This window comes from Mesorhizobium sp. WSM2240, assembly GCF_040438645.1.
In the GTDB taxonomy this organism is placed as follows: domain Bacteria; phylum Pseudomonadota; class Alphaproteobacteria; order Rhizobiales; family Rhizobiaceae; genus Allomesorhizobium.
Map to the genome: position 1 here is coordinate 675,550 of NZ_CP159253.1, position 15,809 is coordinate 691,358.

The 15,809-nt window shown below is 60.3% G+C and carries 11 protein-coding genes and 4 pseudogenes; 7 read left to right on the forward strand and 8 right to left on the reverse strand.

Features of this window, described 5'->3' with window-relative positions; all coding sequences use genetic code 11:
• Positions 1-35: 35 nt before the first annotated feature.
• From ABVK50_RS03165 to ABVK50_RS03190, 6 genes are all read left to right on the forward strand, one after another.
• Positions 36-899 carry a branched-chain amino acid ABC transporter permease gene (locus ABVK50_RS03165; RefSeq protein WP_353642833.1) on the forward strand — a complete coding sequence of 288 codons (864 nt, stop codon included), beginning with the start codon at positions 36-38 and terminating at the stop codon, positions 897-899.
• A complete protein-coding gene (locus ABVK50_RS03170) occupies positions 899-1,831 on the forward strand; it encodes a branched-chain amino acid ABC transporter permease (protein WP_353642832.1) in 933 nt (310 codons plus the stop codon). Before ABVK50_RS03165 ends, ABVK50_RS03170 begins: the two co-directional genes overlap by 1 nt.
• Entirely contained in the window at positions 1,824-2,582 is a 759-nt protein-coding gene (locus tag ABVK50_RS03175) for an ABC transporter ATP-binding protein (protein WP_353642831.1), read from the forward strand. Before ABVK50_RS03170 ends, ABVK50_RS03175 begins: the two co-directional genes overlap by 8 nt.
• The gene (locus ABVK50_RS03180; RefSeq protein ID WP_353642830.1) at positions 2,575-3,279 is read left to right on the forward strand and encodes an ABC transporter ATP-binding protein; all 705 of its coding nucleotides are present in this window, start codon (positions 2,575-2,577) and stop codon (positions 3,277-3,279) included. The genes ABVK50_RS03175 and ABVK50_RS03180 overlap by 8 nt, the downstream gene beginning before the upstream one ends.
• 255 nt (positions 3,280-3,534) lie before the next feature.
• Positions 3,535-5,487, forward strand: a complete 1,953-nt coding sequence (locus tag ABVK50_RS03185) for an acetoacetate--CoA ligase (protein WP_353647001.1) — start codon at positions 3,535-3,537, stop codon at positions 5,485-5,487.
• A 314-nt stretch (positions 5,488-5,801) separates the two neighbouring features.
• Positions 5,802-7,451, forward strand: coding sequence for an IS1634 family transposase (locus ABVK50_RS03190; protein ID WP_353641105.1), 1,650 nt, complete (start codon positions 5,802-5,804; stop codon positions 7,449-7,451).
• A gap of 191 nt (positions 7,452-7,642) precedes the next feature.
• On the opposite strand, the gene ABVK50_RS03195 is transcribed toward ABVK50_RS03190, so the two are convergent.
• On the reverse strand, positions 7,643-7,927 hold the full coding sequence (locus ABVK50_RS03195) for a hypothetical protein (protein WP_353642828.1): 285 nt from the start codon (positions 7,925-7,927) through the stop codon (positions 7,643-7,645).
• Positions 7,928-8,025: 98 nt separating this feature from the next.
• Between ABVK50_RS03195 and ABVK50_RS03200 the strand changes: the two genes are divergently transcribed.
• Positions 8,026-9,402, forward strand: coding sequence for a transposase (locus ABVK50_RS03200; RefSeq protein WP_353642827.1), 1,377 nt, complete (start codon positions 8,026-8,028; stop codon positions 9,400-9,402).
• Positions 9,403-9,656: 254 nt separating this feature from the next.
• Here the strand turns inward: ABVK50_RS03200 and ABVK50_RS03205 are convergent.
• The 7 genes and pseudogenes from ABVK50_RS03205 to ABVK50_RS03235 all read right to left on the reverse strand — a co-directional run.
• Positions 9,657-10,685 (reverse strand): annotated as a pseudogene (locus ABVK50_RS03205) (IS110 family transposase).
• Between the two features lie 431 nt (positions 10,686-11,116).
• The gene (locus tag ABVK50_RS03210) at positions 11,117-11,245 is read right to left on the reverse strand and encodes a transposase (RefSeq protein WP_353647002.1); all 129 of its coding nucleotides are present in this window, start codon (positions 11,243-11,245) and stop codon (positions 11,117-11,119) included.
• Between the two features lie 85 nt (positions 11,246-11,330).
• Positions 11,331-11,735, reverse strand: a pseudogene (locus tag ABVK50_RS03215) (hypothetical protein); the annotation flags it as partial.
• Positions 11,736-12,104: 369 nt separating this feature from the next.
• Positions 12,105-12,488 (reverse strand): annotated as a pseudogene (locus ABVK50_RS03220) (transposase); the annotation flags it as partial.
• Between the two features lie 164 nt (positions 12,489-12,652).
• A complete protein-coding gene (locus ABVK50_RS03225) occupies positions 12,653-14,377 on the reverse strand; it encodes a recombinase family protein (RefSeq protein WP_353642825.1) in 1,725 nt (574 codons plus the stop codon).
• Between the two features lie 208 nt (positions 14,378-14,585).
• Positions 14,586-15,065: a hypothetical protein gene (locus tag ABVK50_RS03230; protein WP_353642824.1), complete on the reverse strand. Its 480-nt coding sequence runs from the start codon at positions 15,063-15,065 to the stop codon at positions 14,586-14,588.
• Positions 15,058-15,723: pseudogene (locus ABVK50_RS03235) on the reverse strand (transposase); the annotation flags it as partial. The pseudogene ABVK50_RS03235 and the gene ABVK50_RS03230, both read right to left, overlap by 8 nt.
• Between the last annotated feature and the right edge of the window lie 86 nt (positions 15,724-15,809).

Genomic DNA, 15,809 nt, shown 5'->3' on the forward strand with positions numbered 1-15,809 from the left:
GCGGCTACTCCGACCTCTCTCAGGTGATTGACCCGATGCAAATCTTACTGAATTGCCTATCGCTCACGTCCTTTTACCTTTGCTTCGCCCTCGGTCTGGCATTGGTTTTCGGCGTGATGCGGATCATTAATTTCGCCCATGGCGAATTCTTCATGATCGGCGCATACGCAACATATCTCTGTATTTCGACTCTCTCACCCCAGCTGGGTGGTCCAGTCGCATGGGCCATCGGTGCAATCGTGGCGGCGGCGGTGACCGGGCTGCTCGGCCTGGTGCTACACAGAATTATGGTCGTGCCACTCGGCGACAAGCCTTTGGCGATTTTCATATCAACGCTTGCGTTGTCGTATGTCATTCAGACGATTGTCTTTCAAATCTTTGGGCCCGTTGGTCTTTCGATCGCCCCGCCGATGCGAGGCGTCGTGAACTTCGGCGGCGCCATTCTTCCGGCATCGAGACTCGTCGTCATTGGGGTGGCCGCTGTGCTAGCAGCCGGTCTGTGGGTATTTCTTATGAGGTCCGAGGCAGGCCGGCGCATTCGCGCTGTGGCTCAAAATCCGCGTGGCGCCCTCTTGCAAGGTATCCGAACCGAGAAGGTGGGCCGACTTACGCTCATCCTCGGATCGTCGATCGCGGGCATATGCGGTGCGGCCATGGGTCCCATCAGCCAGATCTCTCCCTTCATGGGCGCGGGTGCGCTATGGAAGGCGTTCATCATCATCATCGTTGGCGGTATTGGCAACATCTGGGGCGCGGTTGCTGCCGCTGCTATTTTCGGTGTCCTCGATACCCTCATGTCTCAGTTCGGTGCCGGACGTTTTCTCGCTCTCACAAGCGCGGCCGTCATGCTGTTCGTCCTGAGTGTTAAGCCATCTGGCCTGTTCGGGGAGAAGGAATAATGAGTGCGTTCCGACGCGATTTAATGACCGTGTGCGCACTGGGCGCCGCGCTTGTCGTCGGCGGCTTCGTCGGCAGTAACTATATGCTTGGTGTATTCGTGCTTTTCGGCATGACTTCCATCCTGGTTCTGTCGTATCGCACCATCACGACAATGGGAGGTTGGTCGTTCGCTCATATCGCCATCATGGGGATCGGCGGCTACTCCGTTGCAATCCTTTCGAAGCCGCCATTCGACCTGCCGGTGCTGGTGGCAATAGTCGCAGGAGGATTGTTCGCGGCGTTATTTGCAGCGCTGCTGTCCTACCCCGTGCTTCAGACCCGCCAATATTACTTCTTCCTGTCGACCTTTGCGGCGGGAGAGGCGCTGCGCCAATGCTTCATTCAGTTCCGGGAAATCACTGGCGGCACATCGGGCATCGCCTTTATCGAGCGGCCTGAAATCCTGCCTAATCCGTCGTCGACGCTGGAGTTCCTATGCTTGGTGGCCGCTGTGCTGGTCTTGTTGGGCATCTTCTACGCGTCACTGGATGCCTCCGACGCCGGTTTGAAGATCAAGGCTGTCGGCGAGGACGAGGCACTATCGTCGTCGATCGGGATCGATGCCTGGGCGTTGCGCGCCTTGGCGTTCATACTTGGCTCATTCGGCGCCGGAATAGCGGGAGGTTTGTTCGCCACTTACAACGGCATCGTCTCGCCATCGGACATAAATGCGATGCTGATGTTCAAGGTCGTCGCGGCCTGTGTGATCGGTGGCACGACCCGCTTTTCCGGTCCAATTCTCGGACTGCTGTTTCTTACGCTGATCGAAGAAATCTTCAGATTTGTCCCTGAATTCGTCCCGATGATCTGGGGCGTATTTGTCATCATCGCAATACTCTTCGGACAATGGGCGCGTGGCCGCCTCATGGTCTGGAGGATTAAAAATGCTTGAGATCAATAATTTAAGCAAGATCTTCGGCAGCTTGAAAGCGGTAGATGGAGTGTCGCTCAAGCTCGGACGGGGCGAAATCCGCGGCCTTATCGGGCCGAATGGTTCGGGCAAATCGACGACGATGAATCTAATAAGCGGAAGCTTGAAACCTTCTGCCGGTGACGTCAGCCTGGACGGTGTTCGCGTCGAAGGTTTCCCCTCGCATCGTGTTGCCAGGCTGGGCCTGGTTCGAACATTTCAGCTTACGAGGGTCTACACTTCAGGAACCCTGCTTGAAGCCGTAGCGCTCGGCGTCCGAGCTGCGCAGGGGTCAGCGTGGAACCCTAAGAGATGGATACCGACCGGAGAGACCGCGAAGATCAATATTGCTGCGTTCGAGGCACTGGAGCGGATGGGGCTTGCATCACGCGCCAATGAACCTGCTGGAAACCTTCCAGGTGGTTTGAGGCGCGTACTAAGCATCGCAACCGCGCTGGCGGCCCGCCCTCGAATACTGCTCCTGGACGAACCGTTGGCAGGGCTGCATGCAACCGAAAAGGCAGAAGTCTCGACACGGGTTGAACAACTGCGAGCAGATGGAATCTCGATTTTGCTCGTCGAGCACGACATGAAATCGGTGATGCGTCTGTGTGACAGGATCACCGTTTTGAATTTTGGCCGCGTCATTGCGGAAGGAAAGCCTGAGGAAATCGGACGTCATCCTGAAGTGATCAAGGCGTATCTTGGTCAGAAGAGGAATAGTGATGCTTGAGGCGAAAGATCTCGTACTCGAATATGGCGGCGTCCGCGCGCTCAATGGGATGAGCTTTACGGCCAGCACTGGGGAAGTGACTGCAGTTGTCGGCAGCAACGGCGCGGGAAAGACGACCCTGATGAATGCTATCTGCGGTCTCGTTAAACTTGCTTCCGGCGAGATCCGGTTGGACGGTGCAAGGCTCAATGGGCTCGCCCCGGATGAGATCGTGCGAAAAGGCGTCTCGCTAGTGCCCGAGGGACGCGAGCTTTTTCCGAAACTGTCGGTCCTGGAGAACCTGTTGCTTGGCGCGACCGTTCGGCCTGATCCCGCAATGCGGCGCAAGACGCTGGAGCGGATTTTTGAACTCTTTCCTGTGCTCGCCAACCGTCAAAAACAACAAGCCGGTAGAATGAGCGGCGGTGAACAGCAGATGCTGGCTTTCGGCCGCGCCCTGATGGCCCAGCCGAAAATGCTTCTGCTTGATGAGCCGTCTATTGGACTCGCCCCTAAGGTCGAAGAGCAGCTCATCTCGGCCATCAGCGACTATTCGCGCGAAAACGGGATCGGTGTGTTGATCGTCGAACAGAACGCCATGCTTGTGCTTGAGTATGCACAACATGCCTATGTCGTTGAGCAGGGGCGCGTTGCATTGTGCGGGCCAGCAGCAGAGATAAGGGACGACCCTGCAGTCATAGCATCCTATCTAGGCTAGCTCTCCCGAGATGCAGGATTTGTTTCGATGCCGCTATGCGCACTCATCGCGGCCCAACTAGCCTCTCTTCCTCTTAACGGGTTGGCGCATCAGGGCGCTCCGGCGTTGCCGGGACGCGGGTTGATCTGTTCGGTTGAACACCGAGAAGGCACCTGGTCGCACTAAGGCTAAATCTGTTGTGCTCGGCGCCTGCTATCGCATCGGTCTGGCATCTGCCCCCCGGCCGCCAAAATGTTTGATTCAAGGAACTCGTCGATGATCGACTCACCCTTATTTCAGCCCGGCGCAGACCAGATTCACACGTGCGCAATCACGAGATTTCGCGAATTCTGCGCGTGCACCTACAAGGCCGATCTACCCGACCATGATGCCTTTCAACAATGGTCAATCGATGAACGCGGGACTTTCTGGTCTGCCGTCTGGGATTATTGTGGCGTGATTGGACAGCCCGGGCCGCGCGATCTCATCAACGGCGACGTCATGCTCGACGCTCGCTTCTTTCCCGACGCCAGCCTAAACTTCGCTGAAAACCTCCTGATCAAGCATGGTCCCGAGGATGCGCTGATCTTCCGCGGCGAGGACAAGGTCAGTTACCGCTGGAGCTGGGATCAGCTCCATTCCACCGTCTCAAAGCTGCAGCAGGCATTCCGCGCGATGGGGCTGGGCAGGGGCGACCGCATATCGGCGATGATGCCGAACATACCGGAGACCATTGCCTGCATGCTGGCCGCCGCATCGATCGGCACCATCTGGTCGTCCTGCTCGCCTGATTTCGGCGAACAGGGCGTGCTTGACCGCTTCGGCCAGATCGAGCCCAAGCTTTTCATCACCTGCGACGCTTATTGGTACAATGGCAAGCTGCAGGACGTCTCCGACGAGGTCCGGAACGTCGCACCCAAGCTCGGCTGCGCCGTCATGGTAGTGGGTTACGCCGGCGACGCCGAAGCGCTGGCCGCATCGCTCGCCGATGGCCGCACCATGGATGCCGCGACCATCCCCTTCACCGCGAGGCCCGTGGAATACGAGCAACTGCCGTTCGGCCACCCACTCTATATCCTCTTCTCCTCCGGCACGACCGGTGTCCCGAAATGCATCGTCCATTCAGCCGGCGGCACGCTGTTGCAGCATCTGAAGGAGCACCGCTTCCATTCCGGTGTCGGCGATGGCGACAAGCTGTTCTACTTCACCACCGCCGGCTGGATGATGTGGAACTGGTTGGCCTCGGGGCTGGCGAGCGGCGCAACACTTTGCCTGTTCGACGGCTCGCCGTTCGCGCCCACGGGCAACGTGCTGTGGGACTATGCAGCGGAAGAGAAATTCGCCGTCTTCGGCACCTCCGCCAAATATATCGATGCCATCCGCAAAGGCGGCATCGAACCCTTAAAGACACATGACCTCTCCGAGCTTCACCACATCACCTCCACCGGCTCGCCGCTTTCGCAGGAAGGTTTTTCATTCGTTTATGAAGGCATCAAGCCGGACGTCCAGTTCGCCTCGATTTCCGGCGGCACCGACATCCTCTCCTGCTTCGTGCTCGGCAATCCGGTTAAACCGGTATGGCGCGGTGAGATTCAGGGCCCAGGACTCGGCCTGGCGGTCGATGTCTGGGACGACGAGGGCAAGCCGGTGCGTCGGGAGAGGGGCGAGCTGGTCTGCACCCGCGCCTTCCCCTCGATGCCGGTGGGCTTCTGGAACGACAAGGAAGGCGCGAAATACCGCGCGGCGTATTTCGAGCGTTTCGACAATGTCTGGTGGCAGGGCGATTTCGCCGAATGGACCGAACATGACGGCCTGATCATCCACGGCCGCTCGGATGCCACACTCAATCCCGGAGGCGTCCGTATCGGCACCGCAGAGATCTACAACCAGGTCGAACAGCTCGATGAAGTCGCGGAAGCCATCTGCATCGGCCAAGACTGGGAGGACGATGTCCGGGTGATCCTCTTTGTCCGCCTCGCACCCGGGCTAGAGTTGGACGCCAATCTCGAAAAGAAGATTAAGACGAAGATCCGCACCGGCGCCTCGCCGCGGCATGTGCCGGCCAAGATCATAGAGGTCGCCGACATCCCGCGCACCAAGTCTGGCAAGATCGTCGAACTCGCCGTCCGCGAGGTCGTGCATGGCAGACCGGTGAAGAACAAGGAAGCGCTCGCCAATCCGGAAGCGCTGGAGCTCTTTGCGATCGCGAAAGCACTTCTCGCCCAGTAGACCATTATACTGTAATACTACTCACTTCGATAAGTCCTGCAGCCGAAGAACATCAGCAAAGCTTTCTTTGGCAGGAATACGCAGTCCGTGAGTTTTTCCGACAGTTTAGCAGAGTACTCGCTTTTTTCCGTCCAAATGGTGAGAATGTCTAACCCGACTTGAACAGTTGCCGGCAGATTCCGGCGCATTTTCTGCGTTATCTCGTTGTTTTTGTTGAGGTGGAGCTAGGCGCGGTTTTTAGGCGTAATGCTAAATAATGTCCTGCTTTGAAGCGCGGAGCTTGACGAATCACCGTTTTTGGTAATGCTGATTGCATGTTCGTGCGCGAGAAGAACATCCGCGGCTACACCTACCTCTACCTCGTCGAGAGCGTGCGCGAGGAAGGGCGGATGAAGCAGCGGATCATCCGCAATCTCGGGCGCAAGGAGGCGGTCCTGGCCTCGGGTGATCTCGATCGGCTCGCCTCTTCAGTTGGCCGCTACGCTGAGCGGGCCATGGTCTTGCAGGCCATCGAGCAAAGTTCGACAAGCCTGCACACCCGCCGCATTGGCGCACCGCTGCTGTTCGGCCGGTTGTGGGAGGACACCGGTTGCCGGGCGGTCATCGAAGGGCTGCTGACGGAGCGGAAGTTCGAGTTTGCCGTCGAACGGGCCGTGTTTGCTGCCGTGCTTCACCGCATCATGGCCTCCGGCTCCGACAGGGCCTGCGAGAAGTGGCTCGTCGACTACGACATCCCCGGCGCCGACGATCTTGCCTTGCATCACTTCTACCGGGCCATGGCCTGGCTCGGCGAGGAACTGCCCGAGGCGCGCCAAGCCAATGCGACGCCATTCTCGCCGCGCACTGTGAAGGACGAGATCGAGGAAGCGCTGTTCGCCAGGCGCAAGGATCTCTTCACCGACCTCAGTGTCGTGTTTATGGATACCACCTCGCTCTCCTTCGAAGGCGCCGGCGGCGCCACGCTCGGCGCCCATGGCCATTCCAAGGACCATCGGCCCGATCTCAACCAGATGATCGTCGGCGTGGTGATCGACGGCGAGGGCCGACCCGTCTGCTCGGAGATGTGGCCGGGCAACACCGCCGATGTCAGCGTGCTGATCCCGGTCATCGACCGGCTGCGTCATCGTTTCGGCATCGGCCGGGTCTGCGTCGTCGCCGACCGCGGCATGATTTCCGCTGCCACGATGGCCGCGCTCGAGGAGCGCGGGCTGGAATACGTGCTCGGCGTGCGCGAGAGGACGGACGTCCTGGTGCGCCGTGTCGTGCTCGAGGACGACAAGCGCTTCACGCCTTTGCTGATCGAACGCGCCACCGGCGAGACGCAGCTCTTCGTCAAGGAGGTGACCGTCGAAGGACGGCGCTACATTGTCGCCCGCAATGAAGCCGAGGCGGACAAGGACCGTGCCGATCGTGCCGCGATCGTCGAGGGCCTCGACCGCCAGCTGAAGAAGGGCGACAAGGCGCTTGTCGGCAACTCGGCCTACCGCCGCTATCTGCGCAGCACGAGCCCCGGCGCTTTCGAGATCGATGCCGGCAAGATCGCTGACGAGGCAAGGTATGACGGCATCTTCGTGCTGCGCACCAATGCCAGGATCACGCCGCTGCAGGCCGTCCTGCGATATCGCGACCTCCTCCAGGTGGAGGAGCTGTTCCGCACAGCAAAGGCGCTGATGCGCACCCGGCCGATCTATCATTCCTCCGACGAGGCCATCCGCGGCCATGTGTTCTGTTCGTTTATCGCCCTCGTATTGCGCAAGGAATTGCACAAGCGCTGCGAAGCGGCCGCCATCAAGCCCGAATGGGCCGACGTCCTGCGGGAACTCGACCGCCTACAGACCGGCGTCATCGAGAAGGACGGCAAGGTGATCACCGTTCGCACGCCGGCAACTGGATCTATCGGCAACGTCTTCCGCGCGGCCGGCGTCGCCTTGCCGCCGAACGTGGCCGAAGCACAGGCTGCCTGAGCCGGCTTCGGAACCCTCCCTCGAGCGCTTCGTAGTGCTAACAACCCTGCGCACGCCCTCAACACATTGAAACACCAGCGCTTTCCAATTCGCGGTGTTTAAGTTGGGTCTAAGAGCCTGAATTAAAAAAGAATGTTTTGATCTCAAGCTCTTGCGAGCCTGCGTGTAAGCTCGACTTTGTACGTTCTTGGTCAGGTCCAGGTCCAGAAAAGGCTGTTGGTTGCGATGTGGCTGAGCGCCTGATCGAGGGGCAGGACACAGCCGCCCATATCGTCGATGTCTTCCCATTTTCGGCGGTGTGACCAGTAGGCGATCCTGACCTCATCGCCTCTGCCGGTCGGCTTGAGACGGGCGATCGGCGCCTCGGTTGCCAGCAGGTACAGGTGGTAGGCACCTTTGTCCTGGTAGCAGCCAACGCCGCCACCATTGGCCTCGTCGAACGCTTCGATGCGCAGGGCCACGTCGTCCTTTTCCATTGTGCAGTCATAGCTGCCGCGGGCCCGGGCAGGCCTGATTCACTTCGCCGCAGGGTCATTGCCTTGCAACATGTGCTGGCCGGGATTCGAAGCATGGGATGCTGCACCATCCCAGCGCCGCTGTCGGCGATGCCGTTCCCCAGATCCTGCGCCAGTGGCTTCAAGCGTTGCGCACCTGCTTCACAGCGCCCAGTTGGGAACATGTCCTTGTTCTGGTCATGGGAGCTTTGCTGGCGCCGGGCAAGCGGACCGTCAGTTCCTGCCTACGCATGACCGGCCGAGCCGAGGCCGCCAACTTTGCAAGCTACCACCAGATCCTCAACCGAGCCTGCTGGAGTCCCCGCAGCATTGCCAGGCGATTGCTGGGCCTTGTGATCGAACGGCTCGTGCCGGATGGCCTCATCGTCATTGGCATGGACGACACCATCGAACGACGATGGGGACGCCGGATCAGCGCACGGGGCATCTACCGGGACCCAGTGCGCTCCAGCCATGGCCATTTCGTCAAAGCCAGTGGCCTGCGCTGGTTGAGCTTCATGGTGCTGACCCCGGTGCCATGGACGAGCCTGGTAAAGGCCTTGCCGGTCTTGACCCTGCTTGCTCCGTCCGAGCGATCCGACCATCAACGCGGGCGGCGCCACAAGCTGCTGACCGACTGGGCGCGGCAGGGCGCACTGCAACTCTGTCGCTGGCTGCCGGGGCGCCGCATCATCTTCGTGGGCGACAGCAGCTTTGCCGTCCATGAACTTGCCCATGCCATCACTGCCAGGGCAACGCTCATCAGCCGGCTGCGACTGGATGCCAGCCTGTTTGCGCCGCCGTCGAAGCGGACCACGCGCACCGTCGGTCGGCCAGCGCAAAAAGGTCCAGCGCTACCAAAGCTCAAGACACTCCTGTCCAACCCCGCCACGACCTGGGCCAGGATCATCGTGTCCGCCTGGTATGGCCATGTCGAAGGCAAGACGCTCGAGATCACGTCTGATACCGCCTTGTGGTACAGGCCCGGTACCCCGGTAATGCCGATCCGCTGGGTGCTGGTCCGGGATCCCGATGGCAAACGCGCCCCTCAAGCCTTCTTCAGCACGGACATCGCCCTCGAGCCCGCCGAAATCATCGCCCTGTTCGTCCGCCGCTGGCAAATCGAGGTCACGTTCGCTGAGACCCGTGCCCACCTTGGCGTTGAGACCCAGCGGCAATGGTCCGACAAGGCCATTGCACGAACCACCCCGGCATTGCTCGGGCTCTACAGCTTCATATCGCTATGGGCCTGCGATCTGCTCACCGGCAATACCACCCCATACGCCGCAGCGTGGTACCGAAAACCCAGCCTGACGTTCAGCGACGCCATCGGCGCCGTCCGCCTCGCAATCTGGATCGGCGAAATTAATCAACACTCCCCGCCAAACCGGGAGCGACAAAATATCCCGCAAGAGCGCATCCTGCGAATGGCGCAAGCCCTGTGCTTTGCCACCTAACGTACAAAGTCGAAATAAGAGACCGTTCTGAAAATCGGCTGGCTGTGGGTTCCGTCTGAGGCTTGGTTGTGATTCATGTGTCCCGCCCGCTTCCACCTCAAAGCCCCCGTGACATTGGCTGACGCCATGCCGGTCCACACATCAGGTTCGGGAAGCGACGGGATGACCGGTTCACCATCTCCTGCCATTTATTGCAATTGCGGGGTGGGACCTCCTTTTCCCTTTTGGCTTCGTATATCGGGTGCCGCTTCGCTTCAGCCTACTTTCACTGGCAGCGCCGGTTCGTAATCCGTGCCGCCCGAGAGCATGGCCCACACGATTCGTGCATTCTTGTTGGCAAGCGCAACGGCTGCGACGTTGGGATGCCGCCGTTGCCGCATCTTGCCGAGCCAGTGGCTTCGCGGATCCTGCTTGCCGCCAGCCCGGCTTAAAGCGGCGCGAGCGCCATGAATCATCAGTGTGCGCAAATACCCATCGCCACATTTGCTGATGCCGAACAGGCGGGTGCGCCCTCCACTGGATCGCGGCTTCGGCACCAGGCCAAGCCAGGCCGCGAACTGACGGCCGTTCTTGAAGCAGCTTCTATCGCCAACCGCGGCGATCAATGCTGTTGCCGTCACAGGGCTGATGCCTTCGATCTTCCCGAGCCGCTGGCACTGTCGCTGGTACGGAAGATTTCCCTTATCCGCCGGTCATAGGTTGCAATGCGAGCATCGAGCTCGGCCAACTCCGCCTGCAATTCCCTCATGAGCTCTCTGATCATCTCGCTGAGGCCGTCATTGTCGTTCCCCACGATGAAGGCAAGGCCGCGCCGCAACTGCGCGATGTCACGAGCAATGACAATCCCATGCTCGGACAGAAGACCGCGAACCTGGTTGACGAGCCTGACTCGGTCGGCGACCAGACGTCGGCGAATGCGATGGACGGCTTGCACCGCAAGTTGATCGGCTGATTTCGGTGGCACGAAGCGCATCGACGGCCGACCGACCGCTTCGCAGATGGCTTCCGCATCGTTCCGGTCGTTCTTGTTCGACTTGACGTATGGCGTCACGAACTGAGGGCTGATCAGCCGCACCTGATGACCAAGATCGGTGAGCACGCGAGCCCAATAGTGCGCCCCGTTCGAAGCCTCCATGCCGACCAGACACGCCGGCAAATTGGCGAAGAAGCGGGCCACCGCATCGCGACGCAGCCTCTGTCGCACAACGACTTTCCCGTGCTTGTCGATGCCGTGAATCTCGAAGAATTTTCGCCAAATCCAGACCTATCCGAACGACCTGCATGATATCCTCCTTCATCGCAGTTGACGTTCGAGATTCCACCTCGCCGCGAGGGCGGGGTCCATACCATTGCCCCCGTTGAGCAAGAAGATTCTGACAATGGCAATACTGAAGCGGTCAGGTTCATTCATGTGTTCGGCCCGTTTTTGTGCGGCCTCAGGCCGCTGGCCATGATGGTGTCGATGGATCGGGCCCTCATCAAGCTGCCGCGCTGCGCTGCGCGTTGAATCACTCAGGTTCTCCCGATCCCCGGCTTGACCGGATCTGCATCACTGATGCGTTCTCTCCTGCCCAAACTGGATGTCATTTCGCGCGACCGTCGTCACCCTCGAGCCATTGAAGGCGTCGCGCGGTAGTTTTCCTCACGCGCCATCACCGCCCAGGCGATCCGCGCTACCTCGTTGGCGACAGCGACTGTGACCAGCCGTGCCGGCTTACGGTCGAGCAAACGCCCAGGTGCTGACGATCGTCGCTTTTCGCCGCGTGTACCGGATGACCGCCGTGGCGCCGACGACGAGGAGATGCCGTAAATAGCGATCTCCCATCTTCGAGATTCCTCCCATTCTGTCTTTGCCATCGGAGGAATGGTTGTTTTGGAATAAGGCCGAGCCAAGCAGCGAATTGACGACCGGAGCGGAAGACCTTTGCGTCGACGACGGTGGCAGCGAGAGCGGTCGCCGTGATGAACCCGATTCCGGGAATGGTTGAGAGCCGCCGGCAGACCTGGTTCGTGCGATACCACGCCAGAAGCTCGATCTCGATCTTCCGGGTTTGCGCGCCAAGCCCCTCGATCGTTCGGGCGAGGAGGATAAGAACCGTCGCGCCATTGCGGGGAGCGGCCCATGGCCCTTGTCGAGACCTTCGCTTAAACCACGGACATGGGCCCGGCCCTTCGGTGCGACGACGCCATACTCTGTCAGATGCGCCCGCATCGCGCTGATTTGCGCTGTGCGCTGCCGAACCAAGAGGTGGTGAGCCCGATGAAGAATGCTCTGGGCATCCGCCGATTTGACAGCCACGAACCGCATTGTCGGTCGCGTCACCGCCTCGCAGATCGCTTCCGCATCGTTCTTGTTGCGCTTGACGTAGGCCTTTGACGGTCTCTTAGCGTACGATTTTGAGCAGCTCTTGCTCTGACCCGTCTGAGAGTCCTCTCTGATTGGGGTCTTTGAAGTCAAGCTGCTCCTGTTCTTTTCCGGATCGTATCGTCCGCGGGTCACGCGCTTCTCTTCGCGGTCGGCGCTGGGCCGCCGCATGATGGGTTCAGGAGAGCAAGGCGTCTCAATCTGTTTCACGACCTTTGAAGGCTGAGGCTCCAAGGTTCGGGACTCTCACCGAGATCGCCTTGCCCATCGTCCCCACGGACGATCCGGCATCACCCTTGCGGGCGAATATGTGTTTCTTCCTCCTCCAGGTCTTGTCTCATTTCATGCCGCCGCTGCGAAGACCGGTTGTGTGCGCGTAGCGGAACTCGGTCGCTTCGATCCACGTACGATGCAGGATAACGGCAAGCTTGCGGGCGACAGCGACCCGGGCTCGCGCCATACCGCGCCGCTTGGCCACGTTCATGCCCCAGGCTCTGAGGCTCGACCATTTCTTGCTGCGTACGAGTAGCGTATGGGCCGCTTCATAGAGGGCCGTGCGGGCGAGTTCGTCGCCGCATCGGCTGACCTTGCCCTGGATGTCGGTCTCGCCCGACTGGTAGCGCGCCGGGGTCAGGCCGAGATGCGCGCCCACATTTCTCGAACGCCTGAACCGGTCCGGCCGGTCGATCGTGGCCCGGAATGCGAGTGCGGTGATGGGGCCTGGTCCCACGTCATAATGCCCATCTCGCTACGCTATTGAAAGACAAGGGTCTTCTGATCCGAATCTGATGATGGCGGCCCCTTGGAGCACGACTTGATCCGCTCGATCAGATGCGAATCTTCGATATTTCCTCGTTTGAGAACCCAAGGTGCGCCCATGCAATATTACTGGGCAGGGATGATGCCGGCGCGAATCTGGCGAAGGACCGTCGCAGGGCTCAGATTGAGCATGCTGGCGGCTTCAGTCAACGTGACTTCGTCGCGCTCGGCCCATTCGCCATCCCTGTAGACCGCGATGTCGTGCGTATTGCGGAAGCCCCGCACACGCGACTGTGTCCATCCATTCGATCGACCTATCCGCTTTCCCATCCGGTTGAGCATGCCGGCAATGGCCTTGTCAGGCATCATTCGTGCGCAGGCGCGGATCAACTCCACCGTCTCAGGCTCGACGCACCACCGCGTCTGACCTCGCCGGTTCTTTCTCACCGTCAGGCTGGTGTGATCGCCACCCTGCCAATGCAACAACAAATGAACCTCGTCACCCTCGACCTGTGCCACGATCTCGCGCAACACGACCCGGACGATACGCTTGCGCGTGACGGAAGTGGCCGCCGGATGATGCCAGGCAGCCTCCAAATCGGCCCCCATTTGCAATAGACGCTGGCGCTCCTCGACGCCCAAAGCTGCCGGCCGCTGTCGCAGCAGGGCCTCCAATTCTTCATCGAGAGCGCGTACGCTCGCGAGGGCGCCATTCCACCGTCGCTCAAGTTCGCCAGCTACCAGACGATTGTCGGGGTCGACCGTGTCATACTGTCGGTGCGCCCTGGTTGCGTCATATCGCGCCTGTTCGAGCGCCAACTCGATCTGGCGCTGTTTTTCGCCAGACTGGTGCTCGCACTGCGTGATCGCTTGGATGGCCGCTTCAACGCCGAGCGGCTGCAGCAACCGCACGATCTCGACACCCACCGCTTCGTCGACGCGCAGTGCGCCGAACGAGATACAGGGATCACCGCCAGGGTTGCTTCGGGTGGCGTCACACTTATAGCGGCCGACATCGCCCTTGGTGCCGTTGTAGCTGACGAGCAGGCGGCGGCCGCAATGGCCGCAACGCAGCAGGCCCGCGAGCAAAGCCTCCCCCTTGCGCACCGGCCCGCGCACCATCATGCCCTTGCCGTTGGCATTGTCAGCGATCAGCCGTTGGTTCCTTTCAAACTCCGCCCAGGACAAATAGCCTTCGTGATGGTCAACGAGCAAGACAGCCCAATCTGAACGATCTTTGCGACGGCCGCGCACGATTCGCTTGCGGCCGTTTTCGATTATCGTCCGACTTCCGGTTCGGCCAAAGGCGTAAGCGCCGGCATAAACAGGATTGGTGAGAAGATTGCTCACCGTCGCATAGACCGGAAGCTTCCACAGCACCTGCCGTTGTCCGGAGTTCCTGGAGTTGAGGTACGGCAGCGCGATCTGGTCGCTTCGAAGCGACAAGAACACCTGGCGGATGCTTTGCATTTCGGCAAAGCGGGTGAAGACCAACCCGATCGCCTCTCGCACACGCAGGTCTGGATCCATTTCGATCTTGTCGCGGCCCATTTTCATATAGCCGACAGCTACCGTGAAGAAGAGCTCGCCCCGTCGTGCTTTCTGCTTCAAGGCTTCCATCGAACGGGCCCGCAGGAGCGACAGTTCGAGTTCGCTCATCGTCCCTTTCATGCCCAGCAACAACCGATCGTTTGGATGGCGTGGTTCATAGATTCCATCCTCATCGACAATCACCGTGCCAACCAGTCCGCAAAATTCGATCAGCGTGTGCCAGTCGCGTCCATTGCGCGCCAGACGCGACACTTCGATCGCAAAAACGGCACCGACGCGGCCTTCGCAGATCGCTGCCAACAGCTTCTCGAAGCCCGGACGACTGACGCCCGACCCCGAGCGGCCAGGTCGTCGTCGATGACTGTCACATCCGTCCAGCCAAGAGCATGGGCACGGTCGGCAAGTCCATATTGACGCCGCCGGCTCTCATGATTGTTGGCAAGCTGATCGACGGTGGATTGCCGAATGTAGATGAAGGCGCCGCGCGCCAGGTGGTCAGACGTGATCTTCATCGCCGGCCTCCGTCACTGCGGGGACGCTGAGTGTTTCCGACAGCAGCGCGCTCACCAGTGGCAATAGCTTCGTCCGCTCGGACGCTGCTACCAGTACCGGTGGGGTCTTGGGCACGAAGAGATCGAATTGGCGGTGACAGGGTTGCCGTTGCTTCATGCATGTCTCCTCCTTCGTGACGGGAATCGTCACGCAGCAAGGTTAGACAGGCATCGAGCTCAAGACGAAGTTCGTGCAGATACGCCAGCGGCAGACGGGGATGCTCCGTCATCATCATCGCCTCCGCTTGATCTTCCGTCATCCAGATCGGCAGATGCGCCAGGGTGCCGTCTGGCTGGCGGATGGTCAGACTGACCTCGTCACCACGACGATTGCGCCCGGCAACAGTAACCGTTTCCCCGTAACGGGGATGGAATCGGTAACGGATAATCGTCTCGCCCGACTGATAGCGGGTATTATGAAGCTGTTGCCCCAACACCGGGAACGCTCATCAGCCGCCGACAGACCTTTTCCTTGCGAACGAGATCGAGAACCTGCTTCGTCAGGCGGGCGAACTCTGCGAGCATGGTGCCGAGGATCGTCAGTAGCGGCTCGACCAGCGGCATGACGACCGGGTCTGCGCCAGCCACGTCGCGCACGCGATCGGCGAAGGCGGTTCGCGACGGCTTGCCCAGCTTGAGGCCGGCCTCCCGCAGGATCGCCCGCACCACGTTCTCGATGGTCCGCATTTCGTTCAGCACCGTGCGGCGGGCAACAAGCAGGGAGCGCCACAGACGGCATTGCCGGCTCTTCACATGCACCTGCCGATACCACCCGGTGCGCATGATCTGCGCCAATGCGCGGACATCATTGCGATCGGTCTTGTTGGGCATCGTCTTCATCGCCGCATTGGCGGCCCGCGTCTCGATGCAGATCGCAGGCCAGCCTTCGCCGCGCAGTTCGTTATGAAGCCAGGCCGTCAGCGAACACGCTTCCAGACCCATCCGGTCCAGTGGCAGATCGACTTCCCGCAAGGCGGCCGAAAGCGCCTGCGGCTCGCTCGCCGCACGCGTTTCCTTCACGATCCGGCCGGTTTCGTTGACCACACAGATCGCGGTCTCTTCCAAAGATACGTCAAGTCCGGCAAAATACTTCATGGCTGCTCCTTCCCGATGTTTGTGGCGCTCCAAAGCGACCACGTTTTAACATCCCGACAGGAGCAGCCGCCCACTTTCGGCTCGGC

Excerpts from the sequence above, each read along its gene's own strand:
- ABVK50_RS03210 (WP_353647002.1), bottom strand. The coding sequence starts at position 11,245 with ATGGGAGGAATCTCGAAGATGGGAGATCGCTATTTACGGCATCTCCTC.
- ABVK50_RS03170 (WP_353642832.1), top strand. The coding sequence starts at position 899 with ATGAGTGCGTTCCGACGCGATTTAATGACCGTGTGCGCACTGGGCGCC.
- ABVK50_RS03185 (WP_353647001.1), top strand. The coding sequence starts at position 3,535 with ATGATCGACTCACCCTTATTTCAGCCCGGCGCAGACCAGATTCACACG.
- ABVK50_RS03200 (WP_353642827.1), top strand. The coding sequence starts at position 8,026 with ATGCTGCACCATCCCAGCGCCGCTGTCGGCGATGCCGTTCCCCAGATC.
- ABVK50_RS03180 (WP_353642830.1), top strand. The coding sequence starts at position 2,575 with ATGCTTGAGGCGAAAGATCTCGTACTCGAATATGGCGGCGTCCGCGCG.
- ABVK50_RS03175 (WP_353642831.1), top strand. The coding sequence starts at position 1,824 with ATGCTTGAGATCAATAATTTAAGCAAGATCTTCGGCAGCTTGAAAGCG.
- ABVK50_RS03165 (WP_353642833.1), top strand. The coding sequence starts at position 36 with ATGCAAATCTTACTGAATTGCCTATCGCTCACGTCCTTTTACCTTTGC.
- ABVK50_RS03195 (WP_353642828.1), bottom strand. The coding sequence starts at position 7,927 with ATGGAAAAGGACGACGTGGCCCTGCGCATCGAAGCGTTCGACGAGGCC.
- ABVK50_RS03190 (WP_353641105.1), top strand. The coding sequence starts at position 5,802 with ATGTTCGTGCGCGAGAAGAACATCCGCGGCTACACCTACCTCTACCTC.